The sequence below is a fragment of the Paenalkalicoccus suaedae genome (assembly GCF_006965545.2).
GTDB lineage: Bacteria > Bacillota > Bacilli > Bacillales > Salisediminibacteriaceae > Paenalkalicoccus > Paenalkalicoccus suaedae.
Window position 1 is genome coordinate 3603011 of the sequence record NZ_CP041372.2, and the last position, 23939, is coordinate 3626949.

The 23939-nt window shown below is 41.2% G+C and carries 19 protein-coding genes, 1 pseudogene and 1 riboswitch; all 20 genes and pseudogenes read right to left on the bottom strand.

Annotated elements, in window-relative coordinates; translation table 11 throughout:
• Positions 1 to 234: 234 nt before the first annotated feature.
• Positions 235 to 948, bottom strand: a complete 714-nt coding sequence (locus tag FLK61_RS18335; protein WP_176010792.1) for an N-acetyltransferase — start codon at positions 946 to 948, stop codon at positions 235 to 237.
• 104 nt (positions 949 to 1052) lie between these two features.
• Complete coding sequence (gene mgtE / locus FLK61_RS18340) at positions 1053 to 2378, bottom strand: magnesium transporter (protein WP_176010793.1); 1326 nt, start codon at positions 2376 to 2378, stop codon at positions 1053 to 1055.
• A 235-nt stretch (positions 2379 to 2613) separates the two neighbouring features.
• Positions 2614 to 2779: riboswitch (M-box (ykoK) riboswitch) on the bottom strand.
• A gap of 1490 nt (positions 2780 to 4269) precedes the next feature.
• The gene (locus tag FLK61_RS18345) at positions 4270 to 4623 is read right to left on the bottom strand and encodes an S-layer homology domain-containing protein (RefSeq protein WP_283811864.1); all 354 of its coding nucleotides are present in this window, start codon (positions 4621 to 4623) and stop codon (positions 4270 to 4272) included.
• A 256-nt stretch (positions 4624 to 4879) separates the two neighbouring features.
• Entirely contained in the window at positions 4880 to 6052 is a 1173-nt protein-coding gene (locus FLK61_RS18350) for a sn-glycerol-1-phosphate dehydrogenase (RefSeq protein WP_176010795.1), read from the bottom strand.
• Positions 6045 to 7172: a GntR family transcriptional regulator gene (locus FLK61_RS18355; RefSeq protein ID WP_176010796.1), complete on the bottom strand. Its 1128-nt coding sequence runs from the start codon at positions 7170 to 7172 to the stop codon at positions 6045 to 6047. The genes FLK61_RS18350 and FLK61_RS18355 overlap by 8 nt, the downstream gene beginning before the upstream one ends.
• 143 nt (positions 7173 to 7315) lie before the next feature.
• Entirely contained in the window at positions 7316 to 8797 is a 1482-nt protein-coding gene (gene araA / locus FLK61_RS18360) for an L-arabinose isomerase (protein ID WP_176010797.1), read from the bottom strand.
• 44 nt (positions 8798 to 8841) lie between these two features.
• A complete protein-coding gene (locus FLK61_RS18365; protein ID WP_176010798.1) occupies positions 8842 to 10497 on the bottom strand; it encodes a ribulokinase in 1656 nt (551 codons plus the stop codon).
• 22 nt (positions 10498 to 10519) lie between these two features.
• On the bottom strand, positions 10520 to 11215 hold the full coding sequence (locus FLK61_RS18370; protein ID WP_283811865.1) for an L-ribulose-5-phosphate 4-epimerase: 696 nt from the start codon (positions 11213 to 11215) through the stop codon (positions 10520 to 10522).
• Positions 11216 to 11236: 21 nt separating this feature from the next.
• Positions 11237 to 12736 (bottom strand): arabinosylfuranosidase ArfA, encoded by a 1500-nt coding sequence (gene arfA, locus FLK61_RS18375; RefSeq protein WP_430708822.1) that lies wholly within the window; start codon positions 12734 to 12736, stop codon positions 11237 to 11239.
• A gap of 47 nt (positions 12737 to 12783) precedes the next feature.
• Positions 12784 to 13401 carry a YesL family protein gene (locus FLK61_RS18380; protein ID WP_176010800.1) on the bottom strand — a complete coding sequence of 206 codons (618 nt, stop codon included), beginning with the start codon at positions 13399 to 13401 and terminating at the stop codon, positions 12784 to 12786.
• A 34-nt stretch (positions 13402 to 13435) separates the two neighbouring features.
• The gene (locus tag FLK61_RS18385) at positions 13436 to 14287 is read right to left on the bottom strand and encodes a carbohydrate ABC transporter permease (protein ID WP_430708774.1); all 852 of its coding nucleotides are present in this window, start codon (positions 14285 to 14287) and stop codon (positions 13436 to 13438) included.
• Positions 14284 to 15222, bottom strand: a complete 939-nt coding sequence (locus FLK61_RS18390) for a carbohydrate ABC transporter permease (protein ID WP_176010801.1) — start codon at positions 15220 to 15222, stop codon at positions 14284 to 14286. Before FLK61_RS18390 ends, FLK61_RS18385 begins: the two co-directional genes overlap by 4 nt.
• 106 nt (positions 15223 to 15328) lie before the next feature.
• Positions 15329 to 16690: an ABC transporter substrate-binding protein gene (locus FLK61_RS18395; RefSeq protein WP_176010802.1), complete on the bottom strand. Its 1362-nt coding sequence runs from the start codon at positions 16688 to 16690 to the stop codon at positions 15329 to 15331.
• A gap of 885 nt (positions 16691 to 17575) precedes the next feature.
• On the bottom strand, positions 17576 to 19501 hold the full coding sequence (locus tag FLK61_RS18400; protein ID WP_176010803.1) for an S-layer homology domain-containing protein: 1926 nt from the start codon (positions 19499 to 19501) through the stop codon (positions 17576 to 17578).
• A 22-nt stretch (positions 19502 to 19523) separates the two neighbouring features.
• On the bottom strand, positions 19524 to 20027 hold the full coding sequence (locus tag FLK61_RS20115; RefSeq protein WP_249777635.1) for a hypothetical protein: 504 nt from the start codon (positions 20025 to 20027) through the stop codon (positions 19524 to 19526).
• Positions 20028 to 20117: 90 nt separating this feature from the next.
• The gene (locus tag FLK61_RS20275; RefSeq protein WP_217706324.1) at positions 20118 to 20216 is read right to left on the bottom strand and encodes a tail fiber protein; all 99 of its coding nucleotides are present in this window, start codon (positions 20214 to 20216) and stop codon (positions 20118 to 20120) included.
• A gap of 54 nt (positions 20217 to 20270) precedes the next feature.
• Positions 20271 to 20957: pseudogene (locus FLK61_RS20125) on the bottom strand (PIN-like domain-containing protein).
• Between the two features lie 132 nt (positions 20958 to 21089).
• On the bottom strand, positions 21090 to 21641 hold the full coding sequence (locus tag FLK61_RS18425) for a hypothetical protein (protein WP_176010806.1): 552 nt from the start codon (positions 21639 to 21641) through the stop codon (positions 21090 to 21092).
• Between the two features lie 148 nt (positions 21642 to 21789).
• The gene (locus FLK61_RS18430; protein ID WP_176010807.1) at positions 21790 to 22437 is read right to left on the bottom strand and encodes a hypothetical protein; all 648 of its coding nucleotides are present in this window, start codon (positions 22435 to 22437) and stop codon (positions 21790 to 21792) included.
• 369 nt (positions 22438 to 22806) lie between these two features.
• Positions 22807 to 23775, bottom strand: coding sequence for a phosphate acetyltransferase (gene pta, locus FLK61_RS18435; protein WP_430708823.1), 969 nt, complete (start codon positions 23773 to 23775; stop codon positions 22807 to 22809).
• Positions 23776 to 23939 lie beyond the last annotated feature (164 nt).

Below are 23939 nucleotides of genomic sequence, written 5' to 3' on the forward strand. Positions count from 1 at the left end.
TGTTATTACTGGACTCGGACTTATAACAATTGCCTTTATTTTGTTCTCTAACTTGCCTCAATACTTAGTCTATCTTGTTGTAGGAGTAACCACTATTGCTCAGACATTCACTTTTGGTGAAGATAGAAAGAGGTCTAAGATATGGAGCAGGGTATTTGGAGTTATTTTCATCATTCTAGCCGTCCTCTATATAACAACCACGTAGCAAAAGCCGTTCGGTGCAGAACGGCTTTTTTACTTGCACACCACACACTCCAGCGTCACCATTACCGCTTTCTGCTCGGTGCATCCGTTTTGCTTCATGATGGCTCGCATCGGCGCATTGCCGAGCTCGGTTGCTCCGACATATGTTGTTGCGCCGAAGTCGTGTTGGAGTCTGTGGAGTCCAATGTGATGGAGCGCGCATCCTCTGTTTTTTCCTCGGAAAGTGGGGTGAAGACCGATCCAAAAGAAGCGTCCCTCGGCGTCCTTCCCAGGCTCCAAGTGCGGTAGCACGATCCCGGCTGGTTCGCCGTCTATGAGCGAGACGGTGATCATGCGTGCAGCCTGCGACGGTAGCTCCTCCTTCATCACCTGGATAAACGCGCGAGTTGCCGCGGTGTCTCTCTCCATTACCTCTGATAGAAACATCGTCGTGCTCTCTGCATCACTATCCCAAACCTCAAAGTCGAAAGTATCCATAAACTCGCTCCCAGTAAGCGACCGCGTATAATGCATACGCTCTGCAGTGGCCTGCATGTGACCTGCCGTGATTGGTAGCTCGTCTAACAATGCTTTCGGACATTCCAACGAGAGGTTTTTTCGTGTCCTAGCAAAAAGACGAGACATCTGTTCATCAATTTGCGACACCTGCTTCGTATCTGTCTCTTTAATCTCCAGTAAGAGCTGTAGGTTGTTTTCGATAGAATGAACCCCCAGCTTGTTTAAGTTCTCTACAATCTGATGCATCCTTTGCTCACCTCATTTCCCTCATTCTACCAAAAATTAGCTACTACTACATTATTTTCTCGCCAAAAAAACGCTTGAGTGATGTACTCAAACGTCTTTAGTCTTTACAAATACTGCAACATCGACGTTGCAATGGAGAAGTAGATGAGTAGTCCGATCACGTCGTTGATCGTGGTGATGAACGGGCCGGATGCTACGGCTGGATCGATGTTAAACTTGTTGATAATGATTGGAATCGTCGCTCCGATGACAGTTGCCATACATAACGTGAGGAAAAGAGAGGTACCAACAATCGCAGCTATGATAAAGCTGTCGTAAAAGATTGGGATGATAATGAGCATAGTCAGTGCACAGGTGATTCCAAGAAGTGCTCCCGTCCCAAACTCTTTTTTTATTATATAAAAAAACCTGGATCGATCGATCGTACCGACCGCTAAACCGCGCACGACTACAGCTAAGGCTTGCGTACCGGTATTTCCAGCAGACCCCATGATCATTGGGATGAAGGCTGCAAGCAGGACGATCGTCTCTAACGTTTCTTCAAAAAAGCCAATAACATTTGCTGTGATAAGTCCAAACAGCATAAGCATAATGATCCACGGCGCCCTCGCTCTTGCCGCCTCAAAAGAGGATAGCTTCGTGTTCATCGATCCCCGTGCACCGGAGATTTCCCCGAAGTCCTCTTCCGTCTCCTCATCGACGACGTCTAAAATATCATCGACCGTGATGATCCCAACTAAATGATTGTCGTTCGTAACAACCGGTACGGCGAGAAAATCGTATTTTTTGATAATCCGCGCTACTTCCTCCTGATCGAGTGACACATCGACGGAGACGACTTTCTTATTGAGTTTGTCTTCGATGAATTCACTCGGATCTGCAACGATGAGATCTCTTAGCGAGATAACCCCAGCAAGCTTTCCTACTTCATCGACGACATAGAGATAGTAAATCGTCTCTGCATTTGGTGCTTCATCACGAAGGTGTGTCATTACGTCGCTCACTCGCTCCGTCGATTTTAAGACAACAAACTCTGTTGTCATAATTGAACCTGCAGTTTCTTCTTCGTAATTCATGAGCTGTCTAAGCTCTGTTGCGCCATCTTGTTGCATTTTAGCAAAGATTCGCTCTGCCTTTGCTTCGTCAACGAGCTGTAAAATATCTGCCGCATCATCGGCATTCATCTCGTTTAACATCATTGCCGAATACGTTTCGTCCAGCTCGTCCAAAAAGTCTTCGCGCTCATTATCCGATAGGTGCTCAAATATATCACCGAGCTCACTCGGGCTTAAAATCTCGTATAAAAATAGTCGCTCTCCCTCGTTGAGAGATAGATAGAGCTCCCCCTGTTCACGTGGGTGTAGCTCAAGCAATGCTTCACGCGCTTCGTCTAATCTGCGCTCTTCAATAAATGCATGAATCTGCTTCATGTTGGTAGCCTCCCTTAAGACAGCCGCCCAACGTAGGATTGGGACAGTCTGGTGTGATGAAATTGTGTGTATGCTAGTTTTGTCATGCTTCTACAACTATCTTCGTCCATACTGTCCACTCCCCTTTTTTACAGATTCTGAAAACATACAAAAACCCTCTATCTCGGTGAAATAGAGGGTTACATCCATAGTAAAGTAAGCCAATGTACAAATTTGCACATGGTTAACTAGATTCTCGCACCCTCCATTCGTAGAGCTTTAGCACTGTGCGGCATAGGACAATGCCAGCTACATTAAAAACTACCTTATGTCGATAGTTTCTGTTGACCCATTGGCGTCTTTAGACGTTTTTGGGCAGCAGCGTATCTCCTGCACAGGAGCCTCACCTAACGAGGACGTTTTCAGTTGTTCATTCCTTCGTAAGCTTAACATGGGTAGAAAAGATTGTGCAAGTCTAGGTTAGTATTTTTTCCTTTTTTTATGTTGAAGAGTAAGTTGCTCAAATACTAACTAGTATAGGTCAGCTCTACGAACATCCTACGACATTAGCAGGGTCTGTGCCTGAGCCTCCTCGCTCTGCAGGAGTCGACTGTCGTCTCCTCCAAAAGCGATCCCAACGGGGGTCATTCCAAGAATATTCCTAACTATCTCCTGATGTTCTCCGAGTCTGCCATCTTTTGAGCCTCTACATCGATAAATTGTCGTAGAAAAAGGAAGAACAATAACTTAAGAATGCGCTTAGAAAAAGTGGGATTTACTTAACCTATACTCCGTTAATGGAACACGTTTTCGCTATGTCCGTCTATACGAATAATACAACTACATTCATTATTAACGACTCTACTAAAGACGATGAAGTAACTACCATACTTCATGAGTTTCTTCTTCAGCACCACCTTTCTCATCCAGCAACTGTTTTATGCTATGGTCACACCTATACAGACAACCTCATTTTTAGAGTTCAAGATACAGTCCCTTCTTTACATAATGCTCTATGTTAGGACGTGAGCGATATTGCTTCCAATAACTAGCTATGCTCTGATAATTGCTTTTATTATTGATTATTTTTGTATTAATTATTATCATTCCATATTGGATAAAAACAAGAAGACTCATGGATAGATCTCAAGCTATCTTACAGCAGCTAAAAATAAGCCCGAAATTAGCTACTATTACACGTGAATCATTTATACTTTCAGCTAATTTAGCTATTATTACCTATATAATTTGTCTACTTACTTACTCAGTTCATAGGATAAATATTATCCCTGTCTCTGTTCTTAATTTAGTTGTTAGAGATTACCCAACGTTTCCTTATTTACCCCATGTGCTTCCTTATTATTTTCATATCTACTTTGATTTTTCTTTCTTTATATTTCTTTATATTTCTTGCTATTTTCACTCTCTCTTTTGCTATATCTATCCTTACAATTAAAGCGGTATTAACTAAAGACCCAATACCTAAATGACCACTTATCTACTTGTGAATATTCCTACTTACCATTAAGGTTAATATCAAAAAAATGATTATTATAATTTACACCTCTCTACAATTAATGTGTGTTAGGTCATGTGTGACAATGCTTTTAGATTATGTTCGACCATACGATCCTGTCGCTCAAGTTATTAAGTCACTCCTGGTTATTTATGTTTTATTTTTTATCATTCCTGACTGAATAAAATTAAGAAGACTGATAAAGAAAACACATACTAACTTCCAGCATCTTAAAATAAACTCGTCTCGCAATTTAAGGAAATTAAAGAATAGTGCCAATAATTGATTATGGCACTCTTCTTATGGTGATTATTCAATTATTGTATCAAATAGTTCCTCACCATCTACAAGCATTGTTCTGTAAGAATTTGATGCAGTTTCAATTTTTAGGAAGGCCTAATGACTATTTGGTATATCGGTCCACTTGCTCTTTAGCACGTTAGAGATTAGTGGACGATCAAACATTTGATTTAATACTTTGACTGCTTGCGCTCTAGTCATGTTCTCATTGGGACGGAACGTATTATCATTGAAACCACTCATCCAGCCCAAGTCATACATGGCTTGAATTGATGACATTGCCCAATGATGACTTATGTCCGTGTATGGTGTGGTAATATCTTTACCCATGTGGTCACTCCACCGGTCAGCAACTGTTGCGAATTGAGCACGAGTCACAAACTCATTTGGACGGAATTGATTAAACTCGTGACCAGTCATGATACCCTCTTTTTGAACAAGGTTAATCATGTCAAACGCTCAGAAATTCGAATCTACGTCAGAGAACACGCTTTCGGTCGGTGCTTCAATGCCCCTCTCCTCTATTAGAATGCGCCCAAGCATCGTAGCAAGTTGTGCTCGGGTCAACGACTCGTTTGGTCGAAACTTGTTGGAACAAATCAATTAAATAACATTCTGAATATTTAATTATCTACAAATATTAGTGGAAATAAATAAAAATTAAAAAAACGGACTGAAATCTGTCCGTTTTTCTCACTTGATCACCCTATCTGCTTTCATTAATATATCGTAAGAATGTATGCCTATCTCTAACCGTGTGTGCGTGTTTGATACTATTTTCTACAAGTTCACTAGGGACGCCTAGCTCATGTGGTGTTGTACTACCACCCACGCTTGATAACGTACGACGGATTTCGTCGCCACTCGGTATACTAGCTAGAATTGCCTGCGCTTTTTCTTGTTGGTTGATCGTCAGGCGACTATCAGTTAAAAGAAGCTTGTTCGCTTGCTTATGATAATGATCCGCCAGTAGCCCGCAGGCAACTCCTACCTTGGCGCCGTGAAGGAGCTGTTTTTTATTCTTTTCTAAATAATGCATCTCCCAGTAATGCGATAGATGATGCTCCCCCCCTGAGGCTGGATGAGAGAGTCCAAAGAGAGACATGGCCATCCCTGATTTTAGTAAGGCTTCTATTAACGCCTTCATTCCGATGTCCGTCTGGTTCTTTATATCGTCCAGTGATGACGTGACAAGCTTTAGTGCTTCTTTCGTCATCGCAACAGCCGTCTCACTATATGGCTCTTGCGCCATCATTGTGCCGAATTGCCAATCGGCGAGCGATGTCCATTTCCCGATCATATCACCTACGCCCGCAGCAATAAGAGGACGAGGTGCTTCTGCCAGTACTGACGTGTCTGCAAATAACGCAATAGGAGCTTGCGTTTGGAAGGTAATTTTTCGCTTCTTAAGCACGATTGGAGCTCCTTTAGAGTTAAAGCCGTCTACAGATGGGGCTGTCGGAATCGAAATAAACGGTAGCCCCATTTTATAGCTAACAAAGCGCGTAATATCGTGGATCGTTCCTGCACCAATTGCAATTAAGACATCCGGTCGCTGCACCTCTGTAAGAAGATACGCGATGGACGTCTCATTTGCTATAACATCGCCATTCGCATCAGGAGAGAGTTCCGTCTTGGAAATGGTAATTTGGTTATGTGACGGTAAACGTTTTACAAGGCTTTCTCCAGCAGCCTGAAACGTATGCTTGTCATAAACAAGATGGATGTGTGTGAAATCGTGACTACTAAGAAAAGATTCAAGCTTTGCATATGCGTTTTTTCCGACTTCCATCTGTTCCGTTTGTAATGGGGCTGCTAATTGACTATCCTCAAGTTTCTCCATGTGTAGCTGATACCAATCAAGTAACGAATTATTCACTATATGCCACCTCTTTTACTTGCAATTCGCGTACGGAACGACGTTGTTTTAGTTTTGGAGGATACATGATCGACATCGCTTCATTTTTTAAAGACGGATCATTCTTTTCGGCAATAAACTGATGGATAGTTCGGGCTGCGTCTACCCCAAGCGCTACCTTCGGATGTGTAATTGTTGTAAGCTTTACCTCTGTCGCTACTGCCAAAAAAGAATCGTCATAGCCAATGATAGACATATCCTCCGGTACAGAGATATTCATATCTCGAAGAACATCTAGGAGCATGACTGCTAGCTGATCATTGTAGCAGACAATTGCAGTAGGTGCTTCACCTTTAGCACGGAGTCTTGTGTACAATGCTTCCATTGGAAGATAATCTTTAGTCTCAGTCGTATACGTCACAATATTCTGTGGGACTATTTGTAACTTATTTGCACGATGAGCCAGGATAAATCCTTTCATACGCTTTATACCTTGAATATCATCGTTTTTAAAAAAACCTAAAATGTTTGTATGACCATGTTTAATTATATGAGTAGTCGCCATTAATCCACCAGCTGTATCATCCATGATAAGGTGAAGAGGTTCTAACTCTTCATAATAGGCATTGATCATGACATAAGGAATTCCTAATCGCTCAATATTTAAGTAATAGCTGATGTTTGGGTTTAGTAATGCGCTTTTTGTGGGCTCCACGATTAATCCATCGAAATCTCCTGATAGCACTACTTCTAAATATTTTCGCTCTAATTCAATGTCATTGTTTGTACTGAATACCGTCATTTGAAAGCCGTTCTCGCTTAAATAACTTTCTATTCCCCGAATGATCGTTGGAAAGATATAATCAGAAAAATATGTGGTGATAACCGCTATTTTTTTGAGACTCGCTCCCGTATTATCTGACTCTACAGAACGATCTGAACAAAACGTTCCTGCGCCTTGTTTTTTATATAACCAGCCATCATTAGCTAAATCCCCAATTGCTTTGCGGATTGTATGGCGACTTACATTAAATTGCTCCATAAGCTCACTTTCAGATCCAATTTTTTGATGGGGCTGAATACGTCCTTGTAAGATCATGGATCTAATTTGATTTTTCACTATATTATATTTTGTTTCCATGGAATCACCTCATTCGTTAGGTAACTACCTTAGATTTTAACTTATACGTATAACTATTTTATATACTTAATTCACTTTTAAGTATATTTCTCTTTGAACCTAAGGGAAAAACCAACCTAACCTATACTTTTCGAGGTATAAAATTAACTCCTCCAAATAAGTTTATTCCATTTTAACTCATTTTTGAACGGATGAATTTGCGTATTATTGTCAATAAGAACTACTTCAACCCCATGCATCTCCGCCCACTCTATAAGCTGTTGTTTACTGGCATGGAATGATAGCACCGTATGGTGGGCGCCACCAGCCAGAACCCAAGCCTCTGTTGCTATAGACAACGAAGGTTCAGGCTTCCAAAGTAGTTTAGCTACAGGAAGCTTTGGTGTGCTTTCCTCTGGTACGAAGGCTTCGATCTCACTAACAATTAAACGAAAACGATCACCTAAGTCTACAATACTCGCGTTAACAGCCTTACCACCCTGACCATTAAAGATCATTCGAGCAGGATCATCCTTTCCGCCTATACCTAAAGGGTGAACAGCTAATCGAGGCTTGTCATTTGCAACAGTTGGGCAAATTTCAAGCATATGGGAGCCAAGAACCATTTCATTTCCCGGCTTAAAATGATAGGTGTAATCCTCCATAAACGTCGTGCCTTCATTGTTTGTCATTTGCTTCAAAACCCTTAAGAGCGCCGCCGTTTTCCAGTCCCCTTCTCCTGCAAATCCATAGCCCTGCTCCATCAATCTTTGCACAGCTAGACCAGGAAGCTGCTCAAGGCCGTGAAGATCTTCAAAGGTTGTAGTAAAGGCGTTATACCCTTTTGTGTCTAAGAAAGCTTTCATACCAAGTTCCAATCTTGCTTGGTATTTTACAGAGGCTACTTTAGTTGAGTTTTGTTGGACGTCTTCCTCTATCTCATATTGATGCTTATATTCCTCGAAGAGTGCCTCTACATCCTCTTCAGAAACATTATGAACATATTCGACTAAGTCACCGACTCCATAGCCGTCTACCGTCCAGCCAAATACCTTTTGGGCTTCAATTTTATCTCCGTCCGTAACCGCTACCTGGCGCATATTGTCTCCAAAGCGTGCAACCTTTACTTTGTAGCTCTCTTGGTGCGCGACCGCCACCTTCATCCATGCAGACATATTGCGTAATACTTCTTTATCTTCCCAGTGACCGACTACGACCTTACGATCAATTCCCATTCGACTAACAACGTGACCAAATTCTCTGTCCCCGTGTGCAGATTGATTCAAATTCATGAACTCCATGTCAATTGAGTCCCACGGAATATCACGATTAAATTGCGTGTTTAGATGTAGCAATGGTTTTTGTAAAAGCTGGATTCCCCTTATCCACATCTTAGCTGGGGAAAAGGTATGCATCCATGTGATGACGCCAGCACATGATGGATCAGAATTTGCTTTTATAATGAGCTCCTGAATATCCTCATCGTTTGTGAGTATTGGTTTTAGCTCTAAGGTAAAGGGAAGAGAAGCGTTTGCAAGACCACTAACCATTTCCTCCGTTTGTGAGACGACTTGATCTAGCACCTCTGGGCCATACAAGTGCTGACTTCCAGATAAAAACCAAAATGAATATGCTTCCTTTTTCATGTATCGGCACCCTTCCTCATTTGTTCTATTTTACTCGAATAGCTTTACCTTAGGCTTAAAAGTCGTTTCATGACATCATTTTTGCCTCTACCAAAATAGTCATGAAGCTCTTTATACTCTGCGTAAAGCTGTTTATAAATGTCAACATGCTCGGCAATTGGCTGATAAACCTTATCACGAACTCTTCCCATATGTGCTGCCGCATCTACGATCGACTCATATCCACCTTCATCTGTACCTGCTGCTACAGATGCAAACATTGCTGCACCTAGAGCTGGCGTATGCTTAGAAGCGGCAACTTTAATAGGAAGGTTAGTGACATCTGCATAAATTTGCATAAGAAGATCATTTTTTTGTGGCAGCCCACCACAGGCATAAAGCTCATTGACGGCAACTCCCTTATCTGTGAAAGCGTCAATAATCATTTTCGTTCCGTATGCGGTGGCTTCTAATAGAGCCCTGTATACTTCCTGCGGCTTCGTTTTAAGGCTGTACCCTAACAAAAGCCCACTTAGCTCTGTATCAACTAAAATGGAACGGTTACCATTCCACCAGTCTAAGGCAAGGAGTCCTGTCTGCCCTGGACGATATTTAGCTGCCTCTTCTTCTAATACTGTATGAACATTCACGCCACGCTCTTCTGCCTTTTGATGCAAATGACCAGGAACAGATTTATTTACAAACCATTCAAAAATATCTCCTACTGCAGATTGACCGGCTTCATAGCCATAATAGCCAGGGATAATACCGTCTTCTACGACTCCTGCCATCCCTTCCACATGTACCTCCTTTTTGCCAAGAAGCATGTGACAAATCGATGTCCCCATCGCCATGACTAATTTGCCTTCATCCACCACTCCTACAGCTGGTACCGCTGCGTGTGCATCAACGTTGCCAACCGCTACAGCAATACCTTCTTTGAGTCCCGTTTTCTCAGCGACCTCTCGCGTGATTCTGCCTGCCTTTGTACCGAGTGGCACTACCTCGCCTCTTAGCTTAGTAGAAGTAAGGTCTTTAAGACGTGGATCGATTTCCTTAAAGAATTCTTCTGATGGATAGCCTTCTGTTTTATGCCAGGCCGATTTATATCCAGCTGTACAGCTATTTCTTACTAAATTGTCCGATAGCTTCATCGTTACCCAATCTGTCGCTTCTACAAACCGGTCGGCAGCTTGATAAACATCAGGCGCCTCGTCTAGGATTTGATAGGCTTTTGCAAGCATCCATTCTGAGGAAAGCTTCCCACCGTACCTTGCTAAAAATGTTTCTTCACGCTCTTTAGCTAAACTATTTAGTTCATTAGCATGTGGTTGAGCTGCATGATGCTTCCATAGCTTAATCCAGCTGTGGGGATTTTTACTCCACTTTTCGTTAAAGCAGAGAGGTTCACCCTTTTCGTCTATTGGAAGCATTGTACAAGCAGTAAAATCAATCCCTACTCCAATAATGTCTGCCGGGTCTACTTCTGCTGCCTTTAAGACAGCTGGGACTGATTGCTCAATCACATCTAAATAATCCTGGGGATGCTGGAGGGCCCATTCATTTCCGAGCGATATACGATCGATAGGAAGGGTATCATCCATAACCCCATGCTTATATTCGGTGACGTGATCGACTAGCTCTCTTCCATCCTTTAAAGAGACTAGTACGACTCGTCCCGATTGTGTGCCGTAATCAATCCCAATTGTATACTTCTCCATTTTTATTCCTCCGTCCATTTCCCTACTGACCGTAATACGCGTCTTTCCCATGCTTCCTTAAATAATGTTTATCTAAAAGGGTTTGGTCGACCGCTGTTAGCTTACTATTAAGCTGAAAGCTATGAAAAGCTATTTTGGCGCATTCCTCTAGTACCACTGCATGCTTCACCGCGTCCTTTACACTCCCTCCCCAAGTAAAAGGAGCATGTCCATTTACTAGAACACCCGGTACCGCAAGCTCATCAATAGCATGCTTGCGAAAGGTTTCTACTATTACCCTTCCAGTGTTGAGCTCGTAGTCCGCAGTGATTTCTTCCGAACTTAAGGAGCGTGTGCAGGGGACGGACCCATAGAAATAGTCAGCATGTGTTGTACCTAGCGGAAGGAGCTCTCGACCAGCCTGAGACCAAGCTGTAGCCCAGGGAGAATGCGTATGAACAATACCTGTTACACCTTTAAACTCCTGGTACATATGCACGTGGGTAGCCGTGTCCGAAGAGGGCTTAAGCTCCCCTTCGACCACTTCTCCACTCAGATTTACGACAACCATTTTCTCGGGTGTTAAATCCTCATAGGATACACCACTTGGTTTAATAACCACATGACCACTGTCTACGTCAAAACCACTCACATTTCCCCAAGTAAAGGTAACGAGTCCGTAAGAGGGAAGGGATTTATTAGCAACACATACTTCTTTTTTTAGCTGTTCGATACTCATACTCTTCTCCTCCTTTGTCCATTAGTTCGTTGTTTTACTAGCACGTAGTCGCACCACATGCCAAGACGCTTTAGAAAGCTTTGCTTCAATAAAGCCATCCTGTAAAACGGCATTACCATTTCGATGAGGAGTAACTGACTCATGCGTTGCCGTATTGACCGCTTTTAAATCATCATGTTCAAGGACAATATGCTCCTTAATCTCGTAGTCTTCAAAGCCACTAACATTAATCGTTACATGAAGGTCGTCTTCAATATGACGATTTAGGGCAAAAACAGTTAGTTCCTCTTCCTCTTCGTTATATACAACAGCCGTATCTAGATACTCCACGTCTGTATAATCCTTTGTATCAAACTTTGGAGAGTCTACAATCGCTTTTAAAGAAACCCCTCGTCCATACACAGAGGCATGCATATATGGATAGTAAATAGTTTGCTTCCAAGCAGCCCCCATGTTCTCTGTCATAATAGGAGCGATCACGTTTACAAGCTGTGCCATGCACGCCATTTTCACTCTATCTGCATGCTTTAGGAAGGTAATCAAGATGCTTCCAACAAGAAGCGCATCTTCAAAATTATAGTGATCCTCTAGCTGGGGAGGTGCAACCGTCCAAGGCTCAATCTCTTTATCCGCATCATTCGAGTGATACCAAACGTTCCACTCATCAAAGCTAAGCATTAACGTCTTTTTACTACGTTTTTTGGCTTTAATATAATCCGCTACAGAGGTTACCGTAGAGATAAATCGTTCAAGTTCCATTCCGTTTGCAATAAAGTTTTGCGAATCATCGTCCCGATTACCAAAATATTGGTGTAAGGAAATATAATCTACGACATCGTACGTATGTGTAAGAGTCTCCGCCTCCCAATCAGGAAATGTTGGCATATCCGTATTCGAGCTTCCACAGGATACAAGCTCAATATCTGGATCAACTAGGCGCATCGCTTTTCCTGCTTCACTTGCGAGTCTCCCGTATTCGTAGGCGGTTTTTTGCCCGACCTGCCACGGTCCATCCATTTCATTTCCAAGACACCATGTTTTAATTTTATGCGGCTCTTTATAGCCGTGCTTGACACGTAAATCGCTCCAGTACGTACCACTTGGATGATTGGTATACTCAATAATATTTCGGGCTGCGTCAATGCCTCTCGTCCCTAGATTGATGGCCATCATGACTTCTGACCCTGCTTTTTTAGCCCAGTCTACAAACTCATTTGTTCCAACCTCATTTGTTTCAATTACACGCCAAGCAAGCTCTAGACGTTTTGGGCGATCCTCTTTAGGTCCAATTCCGTCTTCCCAGTTATACGCTGATACCATATTTCCTCCTGGATAACGTACGATCGGCACATTCAATTGTTGAACGAGATCAATAACGTCTTTTCTGAACCCTTGCTCGTCAGCTTCTGGATGACCTGGTTCGTATAATCCTCCGTATACGGCACGTCCTAAATGCTCGATAAATGACCCGTATACTCGCTCATCAATTTCTGCAATCTTATACGCCTTATCAATAATCATTTTTGCTTTTTTCACAATGAATTCCCCTTCCATCACCTGTATCTGAATTATGGTAAAACAGTAGTTGCTCGCGACTCTGATTTATGAAGCGCTTGCTCGATAAACCACATAATTAAAAATGATCCTACGCTCCCTGAGAAAAATAGAAAGAGCGTTGGTATAGCTAATGACATATACAACATGCACCACGTAATTAAGGCCGTCAACATCGTTATATGAAACCGGCCGAATGCAAAAATAATTGCGGTCTTCACATTTGTTTTTAATGAATCCTGCGCGTATGTTCCTAATGGAAAAAGCATAATACTGACAGACCCCACTAGGAGTACAAGAATAATAAATGCGATAACAACTGGAAACGGGATAAGCCCGCCACTTGCTTGTATCACTCGATAGTTTACATATAAAATCGTTGCAACTAACAGAATGAGAAAACCAGTAGCATTCGCTCTCCATATTGACTGTTTGTATAGCTTTATAAAGGTTTTAGCCACTGGGAAGCTATAATCATTTTTGACCCAGCGTTTAGAAATAGCGAGTAGCGCCTGTGTGGCAGGAAAGAACCCTACTACCCCAAGCCCTGCTACTATTCCAAGTAACCAGAGGACATTTAAGTAAGCGAACCGCGCAATAATCCTAAAAAATGCTTCTAATCCTGGCACCATGTCGTACTCTCCCCCTTCCTAATTAGCCTACTAGCTATCCTTTGACGCCTCCAGAGGTTAGACCAGCAATAAAGAATCGCTGGAAGAATAAGAATAAAAGAATGATTGGGATAATGCTTAGCACGGCACCTGAGAATAACACCTGATAGTTATTACCATAAGGGGTTAGAAGCGTAGCAAGCCCAATAGGTAACGTAAACATGTCGTTGGATCTTAGAACGAGTAATGGCCATAGAAAGTTGTTCCAGCTACTTAACCCTTGTAAAATGGCCATCGCCGCAAAGGATGGAAGCATGAGTGGTGCCATCACTTTAAAAAAGATCCCATATTCTGTACAGCCATCTACCCTTGCAGACTCCATTAGTTCCTTTGGTAATCCAATTGCATACTGTCTAAAAAAGAACACGGCAATTGGTGCTACAATGAGCGGTAGCATAACCGCTAGGTACGTATCCACGAGCTGAAGGGACGTCATTAAGCGAAATAGTGGGAGCATCAGAATCTCGAATGGAATCATCACGATCACCAACACTAAGAGAAAGATAAAACGTTGTCCTTTGAATGAATAAAGAGCTAGTGCGTAGCCAACCATAGAAGAGAAGAATAGAGACACAACGATAAGCACGGCTGAAATGATGATACTATTTGCATACCAACTCCAATAATTAGTTTCTCCACTACCAAATAGCGCTTCATAATTTTGAAAATCAAAGGCGCTTAAAAACAGCTCGCCCGTTAAACCGTAGCGCATTAAGTCTGAAGCAGGACTCAATGACGCGATGACTAACGCAAACACCGGAAATAGCGCTATTCCCGCTATAAGTACAAACATGATTAATAGACCGATCACCATTGCTTTTTCACGATTCTTTTTTTGTTTCATCATGAATCACCCTTTTTAAACGCACCGGTCAATACGAGTTGCGTGATGCTTATGACTAAAATGATGAGAAGAAGAACAATTCCAACAGCTGCACCAAATCCCATATCATTTCGCTGAATACCTTCAATATAGATGTATCCGACTACAGTCAACCCGATATTCCCAGGCGAGCTGGTCTCCCAAAACACAAAGCTTTCCTCAAACATTCTAAAGCCATTAATAATAGTGATGGTCGATAAAAATATAACAACAGGTTTAATTGCTGGAAATGTTACGTTTCTAAACTTTTGCCATACTCCCGCCCCATCAATATCTGCAGCTTCATACAGATCGTGATTAACATTTTGCAAGGCTGCTAAATAGTAAAGAATATTCACACCGATCCATCTCCAAGAAGCCAATGCAACCATTAAAAACATGCCCGATCCAGCACCATATCGCCATTCCACGGCATCCAGACCAATAAATTGAAGTACTTGATTAGCAAATGCTGCCTCCGAGTCTCCAAAGATCATTCTAAAAATTGTCCCAGCTACAATTACCGAGGTTAACGCCGGAATGAAAATAGCTGCTCGAAAGATGTTTGTGAATGTCATCAGACGATTGTTCAACAGCACCGCTAGGACTAATGGGATAAACGTGAGGATAAGCACCGTCCAAACCACATAGATAGTGGTGTTTTGCAAAGCTGTATAAAAGGTTGGATTAAATACGCGCGAATAATTGTGCAAGCCAATATAGTCTATCTGGCCTGGTAGTACACGCTGAAAGCTCATATTAATCGCGCTTAAAAACGGGTAAAGAGATAACAGTAAAAACGAGATAATGAAGGGAGAAACAAATACATAGGGTGCTACTTTTTTTGAATATAAAAAACGAAACCTACGTTTTTTTACTCCTTCATTATGAATCCGTTGTTCTGACGTGGAAGTTGCCACATGTATTCCCCCTTGACCTTCAAAAGACTTAGAAGCACTTAATAGACTGGATCTAAGCAACAACGCGCGACCTAGATCCAGCTTGATTAATGATCAGTCCGACTGACTATTCGACGATTCTGCTTCTTACCGCTTCAGCAGCTTGTTCAAGCGCTTCTTGTGGCGTCTGGCTTTGCTCTCTTAGGACGGAATGATACACGTTTGATTCTAATTCTTGAGCAACATCCGGATTATACTCCGTAATATTTAACTCATTAATTTCATCCCGAATACTTAATAGGATCTCAAAGATATCGTCGTGGAAATAATCATAGAATTCATTCGGCTCGTTCATTTCTTGTGAATCCCATACATCGAAACGAGGAGGATCAAATCCTAATATTTCCCAAAGTTTAATGTTGCTTTCAGGCGTTAGTTTTGCAAATGCTAAAAACTCTGTGGCGAGATCCGGATGCTCTGTTTGATTAGTCACGACTGTACCAGTTCCACCCATACCAGCAGAACGGTTGCCACCTTCCTCCCATGTCGGTAAAGGACGAATTTGCATCTTCCCTTTTAAATCTGGCATGTAATCTGTAAAGCGACCCATGTACCACATTGGCATCATTAATGACGCAGAGCCTCCGTCATTCATAAATCCGTAGTATTCTTCTGCGTGGTGAAAACCTCCTGGTGTCAGCTGAGCAATCTCCTCTTCGTAAACGAGATCGTGAATAAACTGAAGCGTATCCACATTCGCCTCATTATCTAAAATAAGCTCTCCATTCTCATCAAAATAATCGGAGCCTCGTTGACTGATGAGAGGATAAAATGTCCAAGACTCATCTGACTCAACTGTCGTCATGACGGCATCGGTATTTTGAACGACCTGTTTCCCAGCCTCAATGTAGTCGTCCCATGTTTCAATGCTATCAATGTCCACTCCTGCAGCCTCTGTAATTTCAGTGTTGTAATACATAACCGTTGCACCTACATGTGTTGGTAGTCCGTAGTAAGTGCCATCCTTTGCATAAATCTCTAAACGAGACTGAACAAAATTCTCAAGCTCAGGCTCCACATATTCATTCATTGGGAGAAGTTGAGGCTCTCCTCGTAAAAAGTTGGGATACTGATTGAGCTCAATATCCGCAATATCCGGTGCTCCACTTCCTGACTGCAGGGCAAGTAATAGATTGTTGTGCATCTGATCATATGGATATGTTTCAGCTGTTAATTGAATCGGACGATCTGGATACTCTTCATTCCATCGGTTGACAGCATCCTCAAAAAAACCTGTATGCAATTCTTGGAAGTTCCAAAATGTTAATTCTGTTGCGCCTTCAATGTCTTCTCCAATGACAACGACTTCTTCTGCGCCATTTTCACTAGCAGACGCGTTAGTATCACCATTCGAATCCCCATCGTTCCCTCCACCACAAGCTGTAAGCGTCAAAACAGAAATACCCGATAATAGCAATAGCTTTTTCATCGTAACCCTCCTTATATTCACGAAACAAATGTACGTACAACTAACCGGAAATGACCTGTAAAATCCCCTCATTTAGAATGAATGCGTAGTAATACCCCCTCTATTTGCGCATTTACGCACAAGGTAATTAATAACAACTATTATTAAAACGCTTACAAAATTGATTAACTTGTACGTATAAGCTTACTAAAAATTATATATGAACCCTTATATATACGCAAGACTATTTTTATTTTTCAGACATTTTTTTGATTTTACTCGTCATTCAGGTAATTTTCCATCAAAAACCTACTCACTATATCTTATTTATTCTTCTTACTTCTGAGAAGATCAATTAATTAGAATATTTTAGATATGAATTCCGTATATTATTGATTAATATGTCAAATAGTATCAATCATTTATAAACAAGAAGGAGAAGGAACAGGGCTCAATGTTTTCTCTTAATGGACCACGACATTCTCATCATAAAAGGAGAGAAGTTTTTTGGAATAGCCGGATTTGGAGCGGTAAGCTTAGCCATAACCTATTCCTGAATTTCCCTGAAGTCGTCAAAAGTGAGAATTAGCACGAATATGCACCTATCTAACGAAAAGATGCCTCAATTTCGAATGAACTTTTCCGCTATCCAGATTGCTTATGAAGTAAGAAAGTTAGCTAAGGAGTCTGGATAGACTTGTTTAAACACTTGGGTTCACATCAAAAGCTGTAAATTAAGTTAACGGATTCCCTTTGCTTTAAAAATTGATATAAAATAAATGATTAATACTTGAATTATTTATGAAATAGATAATCTGTAAGTTTTTGTTTTTATCTACTTATAGGCTTATATAGAAATAGAAAAGAAGAGTGCCTAAGTGAAATCATGGCACTCTTCTTTTATGATTAATCGATAAAACGATCAAATTGTTGTTCACCATCTTCAAGCATTGTGCAGTAAGAATTTGAAGCAGTCTCAATGTCAATTAAGGCCCAATGCCTATTTGATACATCGTTCCACTTACTCTCTAGAACATTAGATAGTAGTGGACGATCAAACATTTGATTTAATACTTTAACCGCTTGAGCTCGGGTCATGTTCTCATTCGGACGGAACGTATTATCATTGAAACCAATCATCCAGCCCAAATCGTACATGGCTTGAATTGAGGACATTGCCCAATGGCTACTTATGTCCGTATATGGTGTGGTAATACTTTTAACCATGTGGTCACTCCATCGGTCCGCAACTGTTGCGAATTGAGCACGTGTCACAAACTCATTTGGACGGAATTGATTAAACTCATGACCAGTCATGATACCCTCTTTTTGAACAAGGTTAATCATCTCAAACGCCCAAAAATTCGAATCTACGTCGGAGAACACGCTTTCGGTCGGTGCTTCAATACCCCTCTCCTCTATTAGAATGCGCCCAAGCATCGTAGCAAGTTGTGCTCGGGTCAACGACTCGTTTGGTCGAAACGTATTGTCTTCAAACCCTTCGATGTACCGAGGATAGATATTGTATTCTCCATCATTTGCGATAACCGTAAAGCGACTAAATTTCTCTACCTCAATTACTATCGCATTCGGAATGCCATCCTCGTCAACTTGTACTTCTCCGCGATCAAGAACTAGTTCCCCATCACTATGCTCAATAAATACCGCAAAGCTAGTTGCATTCGTGTCTAGTGGAATAGGAATTTTAATTTCTGTCTTGTAAGAGGTATAGTTAGTCTCAATATCAATTGGTGTACCGAGAACTTGAATAGGCTGATTATTAAATGATTGTTGCACCAATGCCTCTTGTTCCATACGCTGTTCTTGCGTTACCCGATCACCGTGATTACGCATCGGTATCAATCGGAAAAATAAATCCTTATTTTCATTCTGTGCTTCTCGGATTTGATCATTCCGAAGTGAAATTTCCCCAAAGTCATTGATAATCAATATCCCTTTGTTAGCACTTGATAAAGAAAGTATAGAGTCATGTGGTAAAGTGATTTCAAACTGATCTGCTGGATCTTCAAGAAGATCACTGATGATTACAGTCACCCATTCCTCTTTAGTCTCAGGATTTTGAGTAATTAACTCATCGATAACTTCTCGGCTTATACTCACTTCATCAATAGAGACGCCATCGCCTCTTATTGTTCGGTATATTTCAACTACATTTTCCAACCCTGGACCAATTTGAACAGGGGCAGGTCGAGAATTAGTTGGTGGCGTTGTTGGAGTTTCCCCACCGCCTCCACCACTAGATGGTGGTCTTGGTCGGTTGATAGTTAGCGTATACGTGTTTTCTTCCAATCCATCCGCAGCCCTTATCTTTACTTCGATAATGTTGTTTCCTACGTTGAGTGAGATAGAATCTGACCATTCATCAGATGTAGCAGTTATTCCATTTACACTCACCGTTGCTTCATTATCCGCTAGCAATGGTCGAACGTTCACTTCAGATACACCAGTAGCTACAGTTGCATGGTAATTACTTGTTTCAGCAACAAAATCAGGTGTCAATTTCACAAGTTCATTCGTTCCATTAACCCTTAGTTGCAGATTAGCTAATAAGGCATTATCATTTACAACTCGAACCTTCTGATTCGCGGTAACTGTGTTCTCGAGATTGTTCATATAACTTATCGTATATTCGCCTAATGCTTGATCCGCCCCTTCTTTAAGTGTTAACGTTCCAGTTGTAGATGAGAACGAATAGTCATTCCCTTCTATTGCTGCTTCTGGAGTCGTTACCGAAAAAGTCCCTGCTTCGTCACCATTTGTGATCGCCTGGTCCAATTCATCAAAAACCAGTACCTCTACAGTAACTTCCATATCTTGTTCATTATAAGACGATTTAGATATAACTTCTTGTGAAACATTTAAAATAGCTCCAGCTGGAGGACCTGTAAAAATATTCGCTGTCGCCGACTGGAGCGAGTTTAAGTGGAGTAGTTGGTTCGGATAACGTGACTCTTACTAGTATGGTCGGAGAGTTTGCAAGTCCCAATGTTGGAACGAACATTAGCGTCACGCCATCACTTACACTGGGCGGCATTGCGACTACGGAAGCAACAATTGACGAGAATAGTTTATCGCTTTCAGGCATCATTGGATCCGAGGACGTTGAACTTAATCCTGTACCGTCATTTGGAAGCAATAGTGTTGGAGTAAATAAAAACGTAGAACTTACAAACAGTTCACTATAGGGAGCAGGCGCATTTTCAGTTTCAACCTTAATTCTTTTCCATTCAGATTTTAATATAACTTGCTGAAAATAATATATGTCTTCTGCATCGTACTCTTTATCAAGTACACTAAAATTGCCTGTGATCGTAACGACTTTTCGTGGTACCATCATACATTTTATCCTCGGGATGATAATACACAGTATGACTATGACTATCGAGCCTCACATCAAGAGATTAAGTCTGCTAAAAATCACATAGAATTATAAAATGGCGTACAGAGCTGTATTTTGTGAGATTGGCAATACCTGACCATTGCACATTGCCCATCCATAAGGAGCAAAGCTTCCACTGATTGTGATCTCTTTTGCATATGGGCATTAAAGCTATTCATAGTGTTTACTCCTATCTAACATCTATATAATACCTACACTGCAAACTGACGGTTTCATATCAGTGGTTACAAATATGACATTCTTTTTTAAAGTTAAAATATGCTTCCAAATTTTATAATCACCATACTTGTTAAGTTTCTTTCCATTATCACCACCGGTAAGAGGCGGTATTTTTTTTGGGGCCCTAGATATAGCGTCCTTTTCAAAGTCACTCTCATCAACCTCAGATATTTCGAAGTATCCAAATCTTAAATATTTTTCCAAACTATCTAATATTGGATCATCAATAATAAATTGTTTTACCTCTGATTTTAAAGCTTTTAATGTTTTCTTATATTTAGTTAAACTCTTTAAATAATCATCTTCAACTTTCAACTCATCATTATTATCTATTAATTCCCATGCTGGAATTATTGAAGTTAGCTTTTCTGGCGTTTGCAGTTTAGAATTTATTTTTGTCTCAATGTTCTAGACTATTTCTTTTATTCTATTAGGGCGCTGATCCATGAACTCTTCAAAGACATGCGAAGGTATTTTAAGTCTCTCCTCTTTCATTAAATTGTCCATTATATTTGTAATTTCTTTAAATGATGCTTTCTTCCATTGATACGCTGCCAAAAGAATATTGGTATCAATGACTATTAGCGCCTTATCTACTATTTCCTCAGCTTTTCTTGGTTTAAAAAAATACTTATCTAAATTTTTCATTAGATTCTCCTTCAAAATCAATATCTTAATAGAATAATGTAACAAATTTACTTAACCTAAACACATCTAGAAAATCGGATTTGTATAACTTTAAATATGAAACAGCACCCTATAGTAATCAGACTATTTAAATTACTCTTTTTTATTGCATAGCTTTATTTCTTCATCGCATTCTTCTAGTATACTTTGCAACCTAGTTATTTCAGACTTCAGTTCTTCGATTTTTTTCTCAAGACGATTTTTATATGCTTTTCTCTTCCCTATTTCAGTTGCTCTCTCAACTTCTTGAGCACTTTGCTTTCGTAACTTACTTTGCCATCTATTTCGCATTCGTTCCGCTGAATATGGAAGTAAAGTAGTTAAGTGATCTATTGCTTCTGTTTGAGTCCTCCCAGATGACATATATTCTACTATTACTTGTGCAATTAATTCTTCATGTTCAGTTAGCCATTTATAGTCTCTCAAGTGAATGTAATTTTGCTGCCGCGTTTCTTCCGCTTCTTTTACTTCTTCCATACGCTGAGAACGAATAACATGATACCACCTGTTATAAATGTGTTTAGGCTCTTTATTCATTTCCCGTCCAAGCTTTCGAACTGTGCCGCGCAATGACTTACCAGCAGCCAATTCTTGAATTATCACATCTCCAATTTGCTTATCATCTTTATCTGTCCATATGTTCATCTCAATACCCCACTTATTTTAATCAGGATTTCATAACCTCTATAATTCATGCTTTATTGTTAAATTTTAATTAATTATTTATAGTATACCAATACTTTGGTAAATAGAAAATCCCGTAGCAATCCTCTGATCGCTACGGGGGCATGGCTTAAAATGTGATAGATGCTAGTAATTCCTCAAGCTCCTCCGGCTCAAGCTCCACTAAATTTATGACTTCCTCTGTTTCATCCTCTAAATCTCTTACTAACGTTAATCGTTCTACATCATATTTGTACTCGACTCCATCAAGTAATACATGATTGTTTCGTGTAAAAATTCCAACGAACGCCTCATCTATCTCTACCATATAGATCTCGTTCAGTTGAAGAGAACTAAAGATCGCGACATTACGAACAGTCCTTTTCGTTTCATCATAAATGTCCTCTAAAGAACGAGTTTCCTCATTATAATAGGCGTGCACTCGAATATCCCCATCTTCGCCCTCCAGTTTGAACGAACGCTGGTGAGAAAGACGTAAATTCGTGATCGCGAGATCTTCTGCTGTACGGGTATTCTCTTCACTTTCGCCCGATGCTTGCTCTCCAATACTAATGACGATCGCATCGATGAGCTGTCCGTTGATCTTTAATGTGAATGTTCCGTCTGGTACATCTCTAAACGTGATTAAGTTGCCGGTAAATTGATCGGCCATGACAATCTCTTCATTACTATCAAGCAGCTCCACTTCCAAAACGTCTGCATTGTGCAGGACACTAAATCCAATATTACGCGACCCTCTTACGACAATTTCCTCCACGGATTCAATAGCTACTGTAGAAGTGTCTTCTATGTTCCTGACTTTAAAGGCTTTTTATAGGGTTACTACGTTAACGAGCAAAAAAAGCCCCAACCATAAAAGGTCGAGACTTCCATTATTGCATGACGCTTAAGTTAGCTCTTAAAGCCTTTTTACCTTAAAGAAAAACAAGAGCCGGCAGACTCGGAAGATATCCGAAGACAATCCGTGGGAGTATGAGGTGGTGGAGACCCCACAGACCAGCGTTCAGGGAAGGCGGTAGCCGCACCCTGCTGGTCGAGGAGGCACCAGCTCCGAACCCACAGATGTCGTAGGGTATCTGCAGAGCTGACGGCTCTTAACCTTTTAAATCAAGTAAACCTTATCTAACTAGTCTTGCAAGCTCTGCATCGCCGTAATCAGCGCTAGCTTGTACACGTCTTCTACGTTACAGCCGCGTGATAGGTCGTTTACTGGCTTGTTTAGGCCTTGTAAAATCGGTCCGATTGCTTCGTAGCCACCTAGACGCTGTGCAATCTTGTAGCCAATGTTTCCTGCTTCAAGGCTTGGGAAAACAAACGTGTTTGCTTCGCCTTTTAGTGGAGAATCCGGAGCCTTCTTCGCAGCAACACTTGGTACGAACGCTGCGTCAAACTGGAATTCGCCGTCGATTACTAGCTCAGGCGCTTTATCTTTTGCGATTTGTACCGCTTCAGATACGCGCTCCGTCTCTTCACTCACCGCAGACCCTTTTGTGGAGAAGCTTAACATCGCTACCTTCGGATCAATACCGAATACGCGCGCCGTTTTTGCAGCTTCTACTGCAATTTCTGCTAGGTCGTTGCTGTCTGGAGCGATGTTAATTGCGCAGTCACCGAAGATGTAGCGCTCATCGTTCTTTGCCATCACGAATACGCCAGACGTCTTCTTTACGCCTTCTTTTGTCTTAATGATTTGAAGCGCTGGGCGAACCGTATCTCCAGTAGAGTGTGCTGCACCACTAACTAGTCCAGCTGCCTTCCCTACGTGTACGAGCATTGTGCCGAAGTAGTTTGGCGTCTTAAGGATTTCTTCTGCCTGCTCCTTCGTGCTCTTCCCTTTACGACGCTCAACAAATGCTTCAACTAGCTCGTCGAACTCTTCGTACGTTTCAGGGTCTAAGATCGTTAATCTAGATGCATCAAAGCCTAGATCCGTAGCTTTTTGTCTTACTTCGTTTGTATTACCAACTAGTAGTGGATTTAAGACGCCATCCGCCTTTAATCGCACTGCTGCCTCTAAAATTCTCTCATCCGTTCCTTCAGGAAACACGATAGACGGATTTGCTTCTTTTACTTGCTCCGCAATCGCTGTAAACATCTCGCTCACAGGAATTCCTCCTTTAAAATACATGCTACATACAAGCATACCCGTTCTACCTACAAAAATAAAACGTGTAAGGGTATTCATAGGTAAAGTTTTAATTTTCAGATTAAATCGTTACCACCTACTTACAAATTGATCCATCTACGTTATAATGAATG